This window comes from Paenibacillus sp. FSL R5-192, assembly GCF_000517845.1.
Lineage (GTDB): Bacteria > Bacillota > Bacilli > Paenibacillales > Paenibacillaceae > Paenibacillus > Paenibacillus amylolyticus.
The window spans coordinates 327,569-344,302 of record NZ_ASPR01000079.1 but is presented as its reverse complement, the minus strand read 5'-3'; the positions used below and the strand labels follow the sequence as shown (position 1 = coordinate 344,302).

16 protein-coding genes are annotated in these 16,734 nt (G+C 46.0%); 3 read left to right on the top strand and 13 right to left on the bottom strand.

Features of this window, described 5'->3' with window-relative positions; all coding sequences use genetic code 11:
• Window positions 1-38: 38 nt before the first annotated feature.
• From C161_RS31100 to C161_RS31080, 5 genes are all read right to left on the bottom strand, one after another.
• Window positions 39-1,292, bottom strand: a complete 1,254-nt coding sequence (locus C161_RS31100) for an aspartate kinase (RefSeq protein ID WP_036614392.1) — start codon at window positions 1,290-1,292, stop codon at window positions 39-41.
• Window positions 1,293-1,482: 190 nt separating this feature from the next.
• Window positions 1,483-2,040: an elongation factor P gene (efp, locus tag C161_RS31095; protein ID WP_036614394.1), complete on the bottom strand. Its 558-nt coding sequence runs from the start codon at window positions 2,038-2,040 to the stop codon at window positions 1,483-1,485.
• 312 nt (window positions 2,041-2,352) lie between these two features.
• A complete protein-coding gene (locus C161_RS31090; protein ID WP_036674988.1) occupies window positions 2,353-3,426 on the bottom strand; it encodes a M24 family metallopeptidase in 1,074 nt (357 codons plus the stop codon).
• A 39-nt stretch (window positions 3,427-3,465) separates the two neighbouring features.
• The gene (gene aroQ, locus C161_RS31085) at window positions 3,466-3,909 is read right to left on the bottom strand and encodes a type II 3-dehydroquinate dehydratase (RefSeq protein WP_036614400.1); all 444 of its coding nucleotides are present in this window, start codon (window positions 3,907-3,909) and stop codon (window positions 3,466-3,468) included.
• Window positions 3,910-3,985: 76 nt separating this feature from the next.
• Window positions 3,986-4,564: a YqhR family membrane protein gene (locus C161_RS31080; RefSeq protein ID WP_036674985.1), complete on the bottom strand. Its 579-nt coding sequence runs from the start codon at window positions 4,562-4,564 to the stop codon at window positions 3,986-3,988.
• A 213-nt stretch (window positions 4,565-4,777) separates the two neighbouring features.
• Between C161_RS31080 and C161_RS31075 the strand changes: the two genes are divergently transcribed.
• Window positions 4,778-5,770: a DUF1385 domain-containing protein gene (locus C161_RS31075; RefSeq protein ID WP_036674982.1), complete on the top strand. Its 993-nt coding sequence runs from the start codon at window positions 4,778-4,780 to the stop codon at window positions 5,768-5,770.
• A gap of 5 nt (window positions 5,771-5,775) precedes the next feature.
• Window positions 5,776-6,108 carry a hypothetical protein gene (locus C161_RS31070; protein ID WP_036674980.1) on the top strand — a complete coding sequence of 111 codons (333 nt, stop codon included), beginning with the start codon at window positions 5,776-5,778 and terminating at the stop codon, window positions 6,106-6,108.
• 61 nt (window positions 6,109-6,169) lie between these two features.
• Here C161_RS31070 and C161_RS31065 read toward each other — a convergent pair whose 3' ends face one another.
• The 3 genes from C161_RS31065 to mntR form a co-directional block, all read right to left on the bottom strand.
• Entirely contained in the window at window positions 6,170-7,171 is a 1,002-nt protein-coding gene (locus C161_RS31065; protein WP_036674978.1) for a patatin-like phospholipase family protein, read from the bottom strand.
• Between the two features lie 91 nt (window positions 7,172-7,262).
• Window positions 7,263-8,873 (bottom strand): family 10 glycosylhydrolase, encoded by a 1,611-nt coding sequence (locus C161_RS31060; RefSeq protein WP_036674975.1) that lies wholly within the window; start codon window positions 8,871-8,873, stop codon window positions 7,263-7,265.
• A 209-nt stretch (window positions 8,874-9,082) separates the two neighbouring features.
• Window positions 9,083-9,511 carry a transcriptional regulator MntR gene (gene mntR, locus C161_RS31055; protein WP_036614415.1) on the bottom strand — a complete coding sequence of 143 codons (429 nt, stop codon included), beginning with the start codon at window positions 9,509-9,511 and terminating at the stop codon, window positions 9,083-9,085.
• A 192-nt stretch (window positions 9,512-9,703) separates the two neighbouring features.
• Here mntR and splB point away from each other — a divergent pair, with 192 nt between their 5' ends.
• Window positions 9,704-10,774 carry a spore photoproduct lyase gene (splB, locus tag C161_RS31050; RefSeq protein WP_036674974.1) on the top strand — a complete coding sequence of 357 codons (1,071 nt, stop codon included), beginning with the start codon at window positions 9,704-9,706 and terminating at the stop codon, window positions 10,772-10,774.
• 146 nt (window positions 10,775-10,920) lie between these two features.
• On the opposite strand, the gene C161_RS31045 is transcribed toward splB, so the two are convergent.
• The 5 genes from C161_RS31045 to metG all read right to left on the bottom strand — a co-directional run bounded on the left by C161_RS31045 (window position 10,921) and on the right by metG (window position 16,725).
• Window positions 10,921-11,634, bottom strand: coding sequence for a cytochrome c biogenesis CcdA family protein (locus C161_RS31045; RefSeq protein ID WP_017687570.1), 714 nt, complete (start codon window positions 11,632-11,634; stop codon window positions 10,921-10,923).
• Between the two features lie 49 nt (window positions 11,635-11,683).
• Window positions 11,684-12,487, bottom strand: a complete 804-nt coding sequence (locus tag C161_RS31040; protein WP_017687569.1) for a metal ABC transporter permease — start codon at window positions 12,485-12,487, stop codon at window positions 11,684-11,686.
• 52 nt (window positions 12,488-12,539) lie between these two features.
• Window positions 12,540-13,316 (bottom strand): metal ABC transporter ATP-binding protein, encoded by a 777-nt coding sequence (locus tag C161_RS31035; RefSeq protein ID WP_235193988.1) that lies wholly within the window; start codon window positions 13,314-13,316, stop codon window positions 12,540-12,542.
• Window positions 13,317-13,397: 81 nt separating this feature from the next.
• Window positions 13,398-14,456 carry a metal ABC transporter solute-binding protein, Zn/Mn family gene (locus C161_RS31030; RefSeq protein ID WP_084650514.1) on the bottom strand — a complete coding sequence of 353 codons (1,059 nt, stop codon included), beginning with the start codon at window positions 14,454-14,456 and terminating at the stop codon, window positions 13,398-13,400.
• Between the two features lie 244 nt (window positions 14,457-14,700).
• Window positions 14,701-16,725, bottom strand: coding sequence for a methionine--tRNA ligase (metG, locus tag C161_RS31025; RefSeq protein ID WP_036614420.1), 2,025 nt, complete (start codon window positions 16,723-16,725; stop codon window positions 14,701-14,703).
• Window positions 16,726-16,734: the final 9 nt, after the last annotated feature.

Below are 16,734 nucleotides of genomic sequence, written 5' to 3'. Positions count from 1 at the left end.
ACAGTACACCTTTGCTAATTTACATATATTGAAGATACTTATCTGCGATCTTGAGGTCCACCGATAACGGCTTGCTCGGCAGTGTCGAGATCATATGCTGTATGCAATGCCTTAATGACGTCATGCAGCTTATCTCCGTCAATAACACAAGATACTTTGATCTCGGAAGTGCTCACCATCTTGATACTCACGCCTTCAGCCGAAATGACTTTGAACATCTTCGCAGCTACACCAGGATGACTGACCATGCCTGCGCCAACAATGGAGATTTTAACGAGGTTCTCCTCAGATGTAACTTCACGGTAAGGCAAGCGGCTGTGAAGGCCTTCAATGACACGTAATGCGTTCTCACGATCAGACAGCGCCACAGAAAACGAGAAGTCCGCTTTGCCATCCATCACACCGCTCTGAACGATAATGTCCACATCCAGCTGATTGGATGCAAGCGCACCAAATACTTCGGCCAGAACTCCTGGTACATCCGGCACACCCAGAATACTGATGCGAGCCACGTTTTTGTCATAGGCAATACCACTAACCACTACGCCTTGTTCCATTGCTGCTTCCTCCTTCACAACCGTTCCTTCATTATGGTTAAAGCTGGATCTTACAATTAAAGGTACACCGGAATGCTTCGCGTACTCTACTGCACGCGGATGCAGCACCGCTGCTCCCAAATTAGCAAGTTCCAGCATTTCGTCATACGATATTTCCTTCAGCTTGCGCGCAACCTTAACGATCCGCGGGTCCGTAGAGTATATTCCGTCTACATCCGTATAGATCTCACACGCATCAGCCTTAATCGCTGCCGCCAGCGCTACAGCTGTTGTATCCGAACCACCACGACCGAGCGTTGTGATCTCGCCGTCTTCCGTCATGCCCTGGAAGCCTGCAACAATAACAATGTTGCCCTCGGCAAGTGCTGCATTCACACGGTCAGGTTGAATATCATGAATACGTGCTTTTCCGTGAACCGGCTCTGTGCGGAACCCCGCTTGCCAGCCCGTAAACGATACTGCCTTACGTCCAAGCGCTTGAATAGCCATCGATAACAAAGAGATCGAAATCTGTTCTCCTGTCGTTAAGAGCATATCCATCTCACGAGCAGGCAGTTCACTATTCAGTTGTTTTGCCTGATCAATCAAATCATCTGTTGTATCCCCCATGGCCGAAACCACAACTACACACCGATGTCCTTCATCAGCTTTTTCTACAACACGTCCGGCCACACGCTTCATGCGTTCTGTATCTCCGACCGAGCTGCCCCCAAATTTCATGACGTACAATGACAACGCAAATCCACTCCCTACCTTGTGCAGTATGCATAATTAATGTCCATCGTCATTATTCTCTACGAGAAATGACTTTAACCCAGTATATTACGAAAGCGCCTGATAGGCTAATCTTTTTTCGAAAAAACCCTCTGCCAAAGGAATGGCAAAGGGTTGTTAATAACCTTTTTTAGCTTACAAGCCGTGAAAGTTACGCACGGGAAGAGTATTTACCTTCACGTGTGTCAATCAGGAGAACGTCACCTTCGTTAATGAACAAAGGAACCTGTACGTTCAAGCCTGTTTCCACTTTTGCATTTTTGGTAGCGCCTTGTGCAGTGTTACCTTTAACACTTGGCTCAGTCTCGATGACTTTCAACTCAACGCTTGTTGGCAAGTCAATTCCGAGAATTTCACCTTGGTAGCTAACAATCTTAACGACCATGTTTTCTTTCAGGAAGTTCAATTCCCATTCCAGTTGTTCACTAGTCAATGTGAACTGATCATATGTTTCGTTATCCATGAACGTGTGCTCTGTACCGCTTGCATACAGGTAGGATACGCCACGGTTTTCGATGATGGCACGACCAATCGTTTCGCCTGCACGGAATGTTTTTTCAACGGTGTTACCGTTACGCAGGTTTTTCAATTTGGAACGTACAAAGGCAGCGCCTTTACCTGGTTTAACGTGTTGGAAATCAAGCACGGTATAGATATCGTTATCTACTTGCACGGTCAAGCCTGTTTTAAAATCGTTTACTGAAATCACAAAAAATCCCTCCTGATATGGTTAAAAAGTAGGTGATATAAGACGACGGGTTAATGTAATGGTGGGTTTATTCTGAATTGATTACCATGTGCGATGTGACCGTTACGGATTCGGATCGTTCCTCCGATCGCTGTTGTCTCCTCATTTTCCCGACTAGATTTTAATAAGGTTTAAAATGAGGAGACAAAGGCGAGCGCTTCGCTTCTTCAGAATCGATTCCGCTCCCTTCACTACTTTTGCAATGGTCCATAACAATCAGCAATAACCTGTACCTTTATATTAAAAATCGTCTTATATCCCTGTGGCTGTAATTTAGCCGATTACGGTGAACTTCTTGTCCGACTTCGTGAGAATATGAATACCCGTCTCGGTAATCACTACGTCATCCTCGATACGCACGCCGCCAAGCCCATCAATATATATACCCGGTTCAACGGTAACAACCATACCCGGTTTCAATACATCGTCGCTAAGCTTGGACAAGCGAGGAGCTTCGTGAACTTCCATACCCAGACCGTGGCCTGTGCTGTGTCCGAATTGATCTCCATATCCGTGACCTGCAATGATATCACGAGCCAATGCATCTGCTTCCCGTCCGGTCATGCCCGGTTTCAGGTTCTCCAGCGTATGTAACTGAGCTTCCAGTACAATGTCATAAATTTTGCGCAGTTCAGGTACAGGTGTACCTGTTGCAATGGTACGTGTCAGATCTGAACAGTATCCGTCCAAAAGTGCACCAAAGTCAAATGTAATTAACTCATTCTGTCCGATGACCTTGCTGCTCGCTACACCGTGAGGCATAGCAGAACGTTCACCCGATGCTACAATGGTGTCAAACGAAGAGGACGTTGCTCCATGCTTGCGCATGAAAAACTCCATCTCCAGATCCACTTCACGCTCCGTCATACCTGGTTTTGCAAACTGCAAAACGTGGCTGAACGTGGCATCCGCCAGATCTGCTGCTCTCTGCATGACCGCGATCTCATCTTCATCCTTGAACATACGAAGTTGTTCCACGATCCCGGATACAGCTTTCAGTTCAATAGACTGCAGTGCTTCAGCATAAGCGGAATGCGTGCCAAATGTAACACTATCCTGCTCGAAGCCCACTTCTTTGATATTAGCGGATGTCAGCAATTCGCGCACTGTATCCATCGGCTTGGCTCCATGCTCCACAACGGTGAATCCTTTGGCTTGTTGAGGCGCTTGTGACATATAACGGAAATCAGTCAGCAGATATGCATCCTGTTCCGTAATCAGCACATATCCCGCCGAGCCTGTAAAACCCGTCATATAACGACGGTTAATCGGGTTTGTAATCAGCATTGCAGTGAGTTCATGCTCACGCATGGCTTCACGCAACTTATTTACTCGTTTGTTTTCCATCGGTAACCCTTCTTTCTCTCACATTCCCGGGTTCCCGGCTCAGGTTTGTTTGTCCAGATGACGCACAAGAGCCAGCAATCCCAGTTCATAGCTTACTTCGCCAAATCCGGCAATCTGCCCGATTGTTTCCGCTGCAATCACTGAATGATGTCTGAACGCTTCGCGTGCATGAATGTTGGATAGATGTACTTCCACTGTAGGGACTTTTACAGCATTGATTGCATCACGTATAGCATAGCTATAATGGGTAAATGCTCCAGCATTCAGTATTATTCCGTCTGCCTCACCCATCGCTGCATGAATGCGGTCAATGATGTCCCCTTCATGGTTCGATTGATAAAAAGCGATGGAGACGCCAATTTCATCAGCCTGTCTGCGAATTTTGTCCTCAATATCCTTCAGACTAAGCGTTCCATAGATGCCCGGTTCACGTACACCAAGCATGTTCAGGTTCGGACCATTGATCACAATAATTCGTTTCATCGCTGCTCCACCCTCTCTGCAAATAACCATCTGCTATTTTAACACAGGCATTGCCGGATTGAGAAGCTTTTTTGCGCTATGCCCCCGCTTGCTCCGGCTCGCGTTTGCGTTCGTCCGTGTACTCCATGGCTACCGTGTAACCAATGAACAGCCCCCACAGCAAAAAGAAACAGAGTTCCGTGATGATTGAATCCCACGTTAAACCGTTCAAAGGTTTCATCATCCCCAGTTTTGGTCCGACCAGTATAAAGAGAATCAGCCACCAGACGATTCCATATACCATGCCGGGTAACGGTCCTTTCAGTTTTCTAATCGTGAACGTGTAGAGTAAGGATGCCAAGATGGAAAAGACGATAAAAAACAGCCAGCCTGTCAAATGTCCTGCTGCGGTATATATATATTCATGTTTGAAAAAAGGCTCGGCCAGAAATCCGACAGGTACAATCGTAAAATGCAACAGATAGAATAGCCAATGTAGCCCACCCCAGATAAAACCGGCAAAGAAGCCAAGCTCTAATGCAAAGGAAAATGGCTTCGTATAGTAGTGCGCTTGACCTTGCCTCTGGGTAGGGCGCCTGCCCTTGTCTTTTGGCTGCCGTTCTTTCGGACGTTGACCTTCATCTTGTGATGTATCTTCATGCTTACGTTCTGTCATCGATATTCTCCTTCATTCAGTTGATAATCCCGCATTATGCCTCGAATTTCCGCTCCGATTCTACGAGGTAGTATGTTCAAAACAGGACAATCTTAACAACATCCTTCAAGGTTTGACTCACAAACTAGAAATTGGTCTCAAAATTCGATACAATAGGGTTATTAAACTGCCTTTGATCGCGAAGGCCTAGAACAGAATAGGAAGGTGAATAATTTGCCTCAACAATCCAAGCCTGTCAGCTATGGGGGGCAAGCTGTCATTGAAGGCGTAATGTTCGGTGGGAAACATGTCAACGTTACAGCTGTTCGTAGAAAAGACGGCGAAATTACGTATCTGGAAGTTCCCAAGCAAGACAAGTCCTGGGTCATGAAATTGCGGCGGATTCCTTTATTACGCGGAATTGTCAGCATTATAGATTCAAGTGTCAAAGGTAGCAGACATCTCAATTATTCTGCTGACGCCTATGCTGATGATGAACTGGAACCGGAAGAGAAAGCCAAGCAAAAAGAGAAAGAAAGTTCGGGCTGGAGCCTTAGCATGATCATTGGTGTGACCGCCGTTGCCATCCTTTCATTCCTTTTTGGTAAAGTTGTGCTCACATTGCTTCCTGTTGTTATCGAGAATTTTCTATTCAAAAATGCATTCGACAATCAGTTTTTGCATAATTTACTGGAAGGCGGCATTAAGCTGATCCTGTTACTCGCTTATCTGTGGTTAATCTCACAGACGCCGATGATTAAACGTCTCTTCCAGTATCATGGAGCGGAACACAAAGTAATCAGCGCACATGAAGCTGGTGAAGAACTGACACCGGAGAACGTGCAAAAGTACAGCCGACTGCACTACCGCTGCGGAAGCAGTTTCATTATGTTGACTGTCATTATTGGAGTGTTTCTATACTCCCTCTTCACGTACGATAACCTCTGGGAACGGATGGGTCAGCGTCTGTTGTTATTGCCAGTTGTGCTAGGCATTTCTTTTGAACTGTTAAAGCTCACGAATTCAGTGCGTGATATTCCTGTACTGCGTTATCTCGGATACCCGGGATTGTGGCTGCAATTGCTGACAACAAAAGAGCCGACCAACGAACAGGTAGAAGTATCCATTGCTTCGTTTAACCGTATGCGTGAGTTGGATGCCAAGCTTGCCAATGTCTCTGCTACGTCAGAAGTACCTGTTGCAACACTCGATCCTGTGAAAGGGTGAATGATATGAACAAGCAGGCAATCTTATTTTGGACGTTCATCGCACTAGCTGCTGTTGGAGTCTTGACTTGGCTGGGGAACGCTAGTCCATCCAGGATCATTATTCCTCTGGTCGTGTTCGGAGCCGTATTCCTGCTGTACAAATATCCGCCTCGTCGCTGGGCAAGCAAAACCAAATCACCTAAGATTAAGCCATCTGCACGAACCATGGCAAAAGTCAATGCACAGTCCAGTGCCAGAAAGAGCAACGGCTCTTCAAAGAAACGCAAGGATTATCCTTTCCAAGTGATTCAGGGACAAAAAGGTAAAAGCGATGAAGATATACCGAAATTTCACTAAAAGGTACTGAACAACCAAAAAAGCAATTCTCCCAACATGCGGAGAATTGCTTTTTTCACGTTTATACAGGAATCAGAGGTGGAGCTTCTGCCTGTTTCTTGCGCAGTTCTTTTCTTTGTTTGTCCAGCTGTTCACCATACATTTTTGTATTCCACCCATTGAAAAATTCGTTCCCTGCGGTTGCGCCTGATCGATATAAGGCTGTGCTGTCCTGTAACGATAAATGAAATTGCGTTGGTTTAATGCCAAGCGTTGGTATCTTCACTGTACGAAACCGGTTAATCTGTTCGATGTAGCGTTCATCATGTGCTGTGAGCATCGTCTCTACAAGGGCCTGAAGCATGCTTAGCGGTCCTTTAATCCGGGCAGGTTCCACTTCCGTCTTCCCCACCATTTTGAATCCGACAACCGGAATGACGTCTCCTCCTCGTTCCGAACGATCACCATCGAAGAGCCACAACGGAAAATTGCTAAGCAATCCACCATCCACGACATACACAAACTGATCTTGAAAAGGAAGCCCTTTGGAGAATACTGGTGATTTGCGTATGACTACCGGATCGAAAAAATACGGGATACTGCAACTCATACGTACCGCCTTTGCAACATCCAGCTTCCCAGGGTCAATGCCGAACCGCCGAATATCGTCTGGCAACACCAGAATGGTCCCATTGGATATATCGGATGCGGTAATAAGCAACTTACCTTGTGGCAAGTCAGCGAATGTGCGAATCCCTTTCTGCTCCAGCATCTTGCGAATCCATGATTCCAGTGCCTCCCCCGAATACAGTCCTTTCTTCAAGAACAGCCTTGCTGCCGGTCCGATCCATCGGGTATTAAATATGGGGGAACGACGAAGCAATGAAACAAAGGGGGTATTCTCAATAATGACTTTCATCTCCTCGGCCCTGTAACCAGCCGCTAGCAGAGCAGCTACAATGGAACCGGATGATGTGCCTGCCACTCGATTAAACTGAATGCCGCAGTCTTGAGCACCCTGCACAGCACCTGCAAGCGAGATCCCTTTGACGCCTCCACCTTCAAACACCGCGTTAATTAACATAACAAAAAACCCCCGTTCTCCAGGCAGCCACGTTTCTACTGCCACTCTATGAGAACAAGGGTTTGTCTTATCACTGTATTGTTAAAATGTTTTATAGACCATAGTAGGCTTTTAATTTGGCAATCAAGCCGAGAGGGTTCTTCGTCAAGTACTGTGAACTAAAGAATATATCCCCTTTGACCGAACCATACTTCTTGTTGTAGTTCAGCTGATCGATGATCTCCTGTGATGTCTGCCACCCAATCTCTGGCGTACCTAACTTATAAGGTGAGTGGCCGATATACAATTTTACATTTGTGTTAGCCACTTCATTCGCCCACCAGTCCACGACTTTGTCATATCGGGCTACGCTCAGTGTCATACTCCAATACACCTGCGGAGCGACATAGTCGATCCACTCCTGGTTAATCCATGTCCGCACATCTGCATTCATGCTGTCATACGCGGTTACTCCTGCTTTGGTATCAGAACCTGTCAGATCAACAGATTTGTTACGCCATACACCAAATGGACTAATTCCATATTCAACGTTAGCTTTCACGCTGTGAATGCTCTGCCCGAGCTGCTTAACGAACTGATTGATATTGTCCCGACGCCATTCAGCACGGTCCTTAGTATTTAATGTGTTATAGGTTTTGAAGGCTGCATCATCATTAAAAGTCACATTGGACGGATAGAAATAATCATCCAGATGTACACCATCAATATCATACTGATTGACCACTTCCATGATCGTATCGATAATATGCTGTCTGGCTTCCGGGATACCCGGGTTAATGTACATTTTGCCCGATGCATTCACAATCCAGTCGGGATGAAGCTTCGAGATATGGTTTGCAGCCAAGTTTGATGTACTTGCTGAGTTCGTTGCTCTAAACGGATTAAACCAGGCGTGGAACTCCAGACCCCGTTTGTGTGCTTCCTCAACCATAAACGCGAGGGGATCATAACCTGGATCTTTACCTTGTGTTCCTGTCAATACGCTGTTCCAAGGTACCAGACCTGAAGGATAGATGGCATCCCCATTGGCTCTCACTTGGACAAATACGGCATTAATGCCCATACCTTGCAACGTATCTAGCTGTTTCCTATACTCCTGTTTTTGCTTCTCTACATTTCCCTTGGCACCGGATGTAGGCCAGTCTCCATTCACAGTGGAAATCCAGGCTCCCCGCATCTCTTCAGAAGCTGGTACAGTGCCCGTGCCTCCAGGCTCCGCTGGGGTTACCGGGGTTGGTTCAGGAGTTGGGACTGATTCGTCTCCTGTGTAAAGATCAATGGTCTGGGCAGCCTGATTCCAGTTCACTCGAATGCCCAGGTTCTCACTGACGAATCGAATGGGTACCATGACTCGACCTTGTTTCAATTCGACCGATGCATCCAGACCAACTACAGCGTTATCCACCGTCGCCTGCTGGCGTCCGCTCGTCATAGAGATGACCGAATCGGATTTCTGAATGGTCACGGTACGAGTAGCTTGAGACCATAGAACAGACGCACCCAGTCCTTCGCTAATAACACGCAGAGGCACCATCGTTACATTTACTTTGGGCAAGATGTAGGGTGATACATCCGATTCCAAACGGTTGCCGTCTAGAAAAATAGCGATTTCCTTCTGCCCGGCCGCTTGTGCCGTCATGCCTGCTGTCTGTAATCCAAGTACAAAAATGAGCAGCAACATCAATCCTTTACGAACGTTCATTAGTGCAGTCCTCCAAAATCATTATAAATTTGCGGTAAATTCTACTAGTTTAATAGACGCTCTTACCGTTCGTTTAGTTGCGAAAATCACCAAATTTTGGTGTGATTGCAGACAAAAAAATGCTTCCTGCCATTGAAACGGCAAGAAGCATCCTTTGATCACGGGATACGATTCATTGTATATCACCATGTGTATTCCACTGCTGAAACTTAAGACTCCGTATTACTCATGACGTCCTGAAGGTTTTTGAGGTCACGCAAACGGCTCTCATCCTGACGGAAGTATTCAACCAAGGACTCGATGCATGTAATGGAGTCCCAGCTCAGATGATGTTCAATGCCTTCAACATCATTGTAGATATTTTGTTCCTGAACACCAATCGTTGTCAAAAATTGTTCAAGCAGATGATGGCGCTCCATCAAACGTTTGCCCATCTTTTTGCCTTTTGGCGTAAGCACCAGTCCGCGGTACTTTTCATAGATCAGGTACTCGTCTTTGTCCAGCTTTTGGATCATCTTCGTCACCGATGAAGGATGTACTTCCAGTCCTTCAGCTATATCAGACACACGAGCATAGCCCTTTTCATCAATTAATTTGTATATACGCTCCAAATAATCTTCCATACTGGGCGTTGGCATCTGCTTCCCTCTTTTCTCTCTGACCGGCCCCTATTCGTGCCTGGTCCCTATCTTATAATGATACATGTTATCAATACGCATTGGCAAGTCCTGTACAGTTCGGAGCGCGCTGTTACACAAGTAATTGGCAGGCGTGACTTCTCCCCAAATGAGGCAAACTAAGCAAAGTTCCGCATCGAAAGGAGTGATTTCGTGAGTACAAGTGTAGCCTCACCGCCAGTTCGTAAAGCAAAAGGTACTAAACCCTTTATTCCCGATTTGGTGTATTTTGAACCCGGTGCGTTGGAATATGATAAGGGCAGACGGATTATGGAATGGGTGACATCCAAAAACATACCTTATCAGATGACCACATCCCATAACCGAATCACAAACTTGCCGGGTGAAACCGAACAAGAAAAATATCGGATGGCAAAACGTACTCTGGTCGTTGGTGTGCGCAAAACACTCAAGTTTGACCAGTCGAAACCTTCAGCGGAATATGCCATTCCCATCTCTACAGGCTGTATGGGGCACTGCCATTATTGTTATCTTCAAACTACACTTGGTGCGAAACCTTATGTCCGTGTCTATGTCAATACCGAGGAGATCATTCAGGCTGCCAAAGGATACATTGAAGAACGCGCGCCTGAAATTACACGATTTGAAGCTGCCTGTACGTCTGATCCCGTAGGACTCGAGCATATCACGGAGAATTTAAGTGACCTGATTCGTTTTATGGCGGAAGAAGAATATGGGCGCTTGCGATTTGTAACCAAATATCATCACGTTGATCCGTTGCTGAACCTTAAACATAACGGCCACACCCGTATCCGGTTTAGTGTCAATTCGGATTATGTCATCAAAAACTTTGAACCGGCTACCTCCAGATTTGAGGAACGCATTGAAGCTGCTGGCAAAATTGCACACGCCGGTTATCCCCTGGGATTCATTATCGCTCCGATCATGTGGTATGAAGGCTGGGAAGAAGGATACTCGGATCTGTTGCAGAAGCTGGCAGATACGCTTCCAGAGGAAGCAACCAAGGATCTTACCTTTGAGATGATCCAGCACCGTTTTACCAAAACGGCCAAAGCAACCATTGAGAAACGTTATCCTAAAACCAAGTTGGAGATGGATATCGAGAAACGTAAGATGAAATGGGGACGCTGGGGTCAGTACAAGTATGTGTATAAGGATGACCAGCAAGATGCGCTGCGCGAATTCATTACGGAACGGATCTTTGAACATTTCCCACTAGCCAGTATTGATTACTTCACCTAAACGAACAACAGGATTCCCCAAAATCATATGCAGTTAAAAGCATTCCTAACAAACGATTAAAAAGCAGGTTACATGACCCAGATTGACTCTGGTAACATGTAGCCTGCTTTGTCATGCATTTTTAAATTCAAATTCAGTTCATCCGTTTAAATAATCATCCAGTCTGGTGTAATCTGCTGCAACCAGATCGTAATCTTCGTCATCTGATCTGTAAAAAGCAATACCCCAAGGAACAACATTAATGCTCCTCCGACTTTCATCATGACATTGGAATAACGTAAGATCCAGCGTGTTGAACCGATGAAAAATGCCAAAATGAAGAACGGGATTGCAAACCCTGCCGTATAACCTGTAATTAACGCCAACCAGGTTGTGGGCTCACTTGCAGCCATCGCAATGATTGTTGCCAGAATGGGGCCAATACAGGGCGACCAGCCTGCCGAGAAACCGATGCCAAATATAAAAGAGCCCAGATAGCCTGCTGGTTTCCATTTCATATCCAGCTTGCGTTCCTTCATCAGAAACTGTGGCTTGAACACACCAAGCAAAAATAACCCCATAAGCATAATCAAAATCGCAGACAATTGCCGAATCAGTTCTCGGTTATCATTGAAAAATTGGCCAAACAGTCCAGCACCCAGGCCAAGCGAATAAAATACAGCCGAGAAGCCTAAAATAAACGCCAGCGTATGCGTCATGGTCTTAAAGCGGACTTCGCGCTGATTGCGGTCATCCTTCAATTGTTGCACCGTCATACCTGTAATGTAGGAGAGGTATGATGGATACAACGGAAGACAACATGGTGATATAAATGAGACCAAACCTGCTACAAAAGCCATCCATACATTAACATCAGGCATGAAGCGGATGTCTCCCTTCCCCGGGCTCACGTGCTTGCTCGTTCAGTCGTCAGGCTCGGAACCCTTTTTTTCCAATCATCGTCAGAATCAGCATCATGATCAGCAATAATACAATCGTTGCTCCAGGTGCGAGGTTCCAGATACCTGCTACAACCAATCCAAGGACTACGGCAATTTCGCCAATCACCACGGACAAAATAATAGCGGATTTGAAACTTCGGGCCATCAACAGGCTGACCGCTACCGGAATGGTCAATAGCGCTGACACCAGGAGCGCACCAACAATCTTGATCGCCGTGCTTATGACAAGTGCTGTCATCACAGTGATCAACATGTTCAGAATTCTCACAGGCAACCCTGTAACCGCTGCCGCATCTTCCTCAAAGCTAAGCAGGAAAAATTCCTTATGTAACAATGCCACTACAATCACCACGATCAGCGTAACCACACCTACAAGTTTCAGATCCGTAGCGTCTAATGTATATATACTGCCGAACAAATAACTCATGACATCTGCATTATATCCTTTGCCCAGCGTGAAGAACAAGGAAGCAAGAGCCACACCACCGGACATGATAATGGCAATCGATAATTCGGCGTAACTCTTGTACGCTTTGCGCAATTTCTCTATTGCAAATGAAGCAAGCACGGCAAATATCAAGCCCACTGCAATGGGATACACTTCAATCAGGAATCCAAGTGCAACACCGGCAATGGTCACATGAGACAAGGTGTCTCCGATCATGGATAACCGCCGCAAGACCAGGAACAGTCCGATTAACGGAGCGGTAATGCCAATTAACAATCCACCCGCCAGGGCACGCTGAAAAAAATCACTCATTAATATTTCCAAAACAAACACGACTCCTTCGGCCTTACTCTAATCTAATGGGCCATAAATACGGCTAGCGTACCTGTGCAGTAGTATGTTGCAGATTGGTCTCAGCACAATCCTGTACCTCATGCGAATGACGGACATGAAAATTAATTTTGCCATTCGTTACCACAGCTTCAGAACCCAGATAACTCTCCATCCGATCCATATCATGAGACACCATTAGAAAAGTCATTCGGTGATGTTCATGCATATGCGTAATCAGTTCAAAGAAACTGGCCTGTGATTCAGCATCAATACCTACGGTAGGTTCATCCAGAATCAACAGATCAGGGTGATTGATAAGCGCTCGTGCCAAAAATACACGCTGCTGCTGTCCGCCGGACAATTGACCAATACGTTTGTTCGCCAGATCCTCGATCCGCATGACCTGCATCGCATCCGTGCACTGTTGCTGACATTTGCGAGACATACGACGGAACATGTTTTTGTTATTATACAAGCCTGACATGACCACTTCACGAACGGTCGCAGGAAACAACGGGTTAAATGCATTCTTTTGAGGCACATACCCGATTCGGTCCCAGTCCTTGAACCTGCGGATCGACTGTCCGAATAGTTTGATATCTCCCTGCGCAGGAGGAAGAAGTCCTACCAGCATGCGTAGCAATGTCGTTTTACCCGCCCCATTGGAACCGATAATCCCGACAAAGTCCCGTTCCTGGGCCATAAAATCGAGATTCTCAATCACTCGCTGGTCCCCGTAGGAAAATGATAGTTTCTCGATCTCTATAATTGGATCATGACATAGTGGCATGATTTGCTGCATGGCAAAGCCGCCCTTCATTATATATAAGAATCCCATAGCGTCCTAAGAGCCTTCACCGTGAACGGTAAAGACTCTTCGATCTGAATTCTTCATTATATCTTATTTTAATGCGATCAGCAGATTTTGCAAATTTTTCTCCATGAGGGTGAAATAATCATCCCCGTTTGTTGCCTGCTCCTTGGTCAATCCCTCAACCGGATTAAGGACCATGGTCTCCACTCCTGCTTCACTTGCCAGTGTTTTCGCCAATTTGTCAGATACCAGCTCTTCGAAGAAAATGTATTTAATGCCCTCATCTTTAACCAGTTTCGCAAGCTTCACAATATCCTGTCCTGTCGGTTCAGCATCCGGGGAAAGTCCCATAATTGCATGCTGGGTTAATCCATAATCACGTGCAAGGTAGCCAAACGCTTGGTGCGAGACAACAATCTCGTTGTTTGGTACGTTAGCCAATTCATCTGTAAAACGCTGATCCAGCGTCTCAAGCTTCGTACGAAGCTCTTCATAACGTTGTTCGTAACCTGCTTTGTGATCAGGGTCTGCCTCGACCAGACTATTTTTGATGTTTTCAGCCATGATCATGGCTGATTTCGGACTAACCCACGTATGTGGATCAATATGATGATCAGCGACATCTTCACTGGTAGCCTCATCTGTATGTTCATCCGCATGCTCGTCTTCGTGCTCTTCGCCGTGACCGTGCCCATCATCACCCTCAGCGGTTAACAGCTTAACACCTTCGCTAACGGCAACAGACTTCACCTGAGTATCACTATTCAGCGACTTTAGGAAATTTGGCACCCATCCTTCCAGTCCAGCTCCATTATAGAAAAACAGCTGTGCCTTGGACGTATTAACGATATCCTGACTCTTCGGAGTCCAGTCATGTGGCTCTACTCCCGTTGGCAGCAGGTTAATAACATTGGCATCCTCACCACCGATTGCAGTCGTAAAAGCATATACAGGATAAAATGTCGTCACAACGTTTACCTTGCCTTCCACAATCTTCGCACTATTGGAACTATCCTGCCCACAAGCTGACAATACCAGCAAAGTGAGAATAAGCAAACCCGTCCACAGTAACTTCATGTTGCCTCTTTTGCTCGTATTCCCTATCCGGTTATCCTGAGCTTGATGTTGCACTTTATAAAATGTCATTATGATTCACTCCGCATCTCTTAATCGTAAACATTACTGAAAGAATTATAGGTAACCTGAACCTACTTGTCAAGCTATCCCGTCCTATTCATTCTTTCCTGAAGTACGGAGTTCATAACAGTATATGCTTGTTCTCTTCCCGTCAGATACGAATTATATCAACAAAAAAAAGGGACCCGAATTATATCGGGCCACCTTGAGTCATAGTTACGACAGTATTTGAATCAATTTCATAACTCAATTCTTATTTTACTTGTGCACCATTAGGCATGTTGTCTGGTACTGTAGCCAGTGTAAGCTGGTCGCCATGGGATGCTGCAAGGATCATTCCCTGAGACAGTTCACCACGAAGTTTCACCGGTTTGAGATTGGTCACACAGATGACTTTGCGTCCAACCATCTCTTCTGGCGAATAGAACTTCGCAATTCCAGATACAACCTGGCGCTGCTCATAACCCAGATCGAGCTGCAATTTCAGCAACTTATCCGCTTTTTTGACCGGTTCACAGGCAATGACTTGCGCGACACGCAGTTCAACTTTGGCAAAATCGTCAATACCGATCTCTTCCGTACCTTCAGGTGCGGTTACCGGTTCAACAGGTGCTGAAGCTCCAGCATCTGCTTGACTTGCTTCAGGCTGTGCCGCTTTTTGGCCACCAGTCATTGCTTCGGAGATATAAGCAATTTCCTGTTCGGAATCCAAACGTGGGAAGATTGGATCACCTTTTTGCAATGCGTTTCCAGTTGGAACCAGACCCCATTGCTTGGCTGTATCCCAAGCCGTAAGTTCACCTTCCTGAATGCCGAGCTGTGCCCAGATTTTATGAGGAGCACGTGTCAGGAACGGTTGCAACAAGATCGAAGCAATTCGCAAGCTTTCGATCAGGTGAGCCATAACGGATGCCAATTCATCACGTTTTGCTTCATCACGAGCCAACGCCCATGGCTGCGTCTCATCAATATATTTGTTGGTGCGGCTGACAAACTGGCTGATCGCTGTCAGTGCTACGGAAAACTGCAGGTTTTCCATCGCCTGTTCCACTTTTTCCACTGTAGCATGGCCTGCTTCTTCCAGCGAAGCATCAAATTCCGTTACATTCGATGCAAAAGCAGGGGCTTTGCCTTCAAAATATTTGTCTACCATGGCAACGGTACGGTTCAACAGGTTACCCAGATCGTTCGCGAGGTCGGAGTTGACACGCTCTACGAAGCTTTCCGGTGTAAACGTACCATCGGAACCAAACGGTACTTCACGCAGCAGGTAATAACGCAGTGCATCGAGACCATAACGGTCAATCAGGGTAACCGGATCAACGACATTGCCTTTTGATTTGGACATCTTGCCATCCTTCATCAACAACCAGCCATGTGCAAACACTTTCTTCGGCAAAGGCAAGTCCAGCGCCATCAACATAATTGGCCAGTAGATCGTATGGAAACGAACAATTTCTTTACCTACCAGATGTACATCCGCAGGCCAGAACTTGTTATACAGGGATGCATCGGATGAACCGTAGCCCAGTGCTGTAATATAGTTGGACAACGCATCAATCCACACGTAAACCACGTGTTTTGGATCGCCTTTAACTTTGACGCCCCATTCAAATGTAGTCCGCGATACGGCCAAATCTTCAAGACCTGGCTTGATGAAATTGTTGATCATCTCGTTCTTACGGGATTCCGGCTGAATAAAGCCCGGGTTCTCTTCATAATATTTCAACAAACGATCTGCATATTTGCTCATACGGAAGAAGTAAGATTCTTCTTTGACCAATTCAACTGGGTGTCCGCTATCCGGGCTCTTGGCCGAGATAATCTCACCATTCTCATTCTTCTCTACATCCACCAGTTGAGTCTCTGTGTAATACGTCTCATCCGGAATGCTGTACCAGCCTTCGTACTCCCCTTTGTAGATATCTCCCTGTTTCAGCAAACGGTCAAAGATATCCTGAACAATGGTTTTGTGACGTTCTTCGGTTGTACGGATAAAGTCGTCATTGGAAATGTCCAACTTGTTCCACAGTTCCTTGATCCCCACAACGATATCGTCGATAAAAGCTTGCGGTGTCTGTCCTTTCTCTTGTGCCTTGCGCTCAATCTTCTGGCCATGTTCATCGGTTCCTGTCAGATAATGAGCATCATAACCGCGTAGACGCTTGTAGCGAACCATCGCATCTCCCGCCACAGTTGTATACGCATGCCCAATATGCAATTTGTCACTCGGATAATAAATCGGGGTTGTCAGATAAAATGTTTTTTGGTCAGCCATGAATGACTT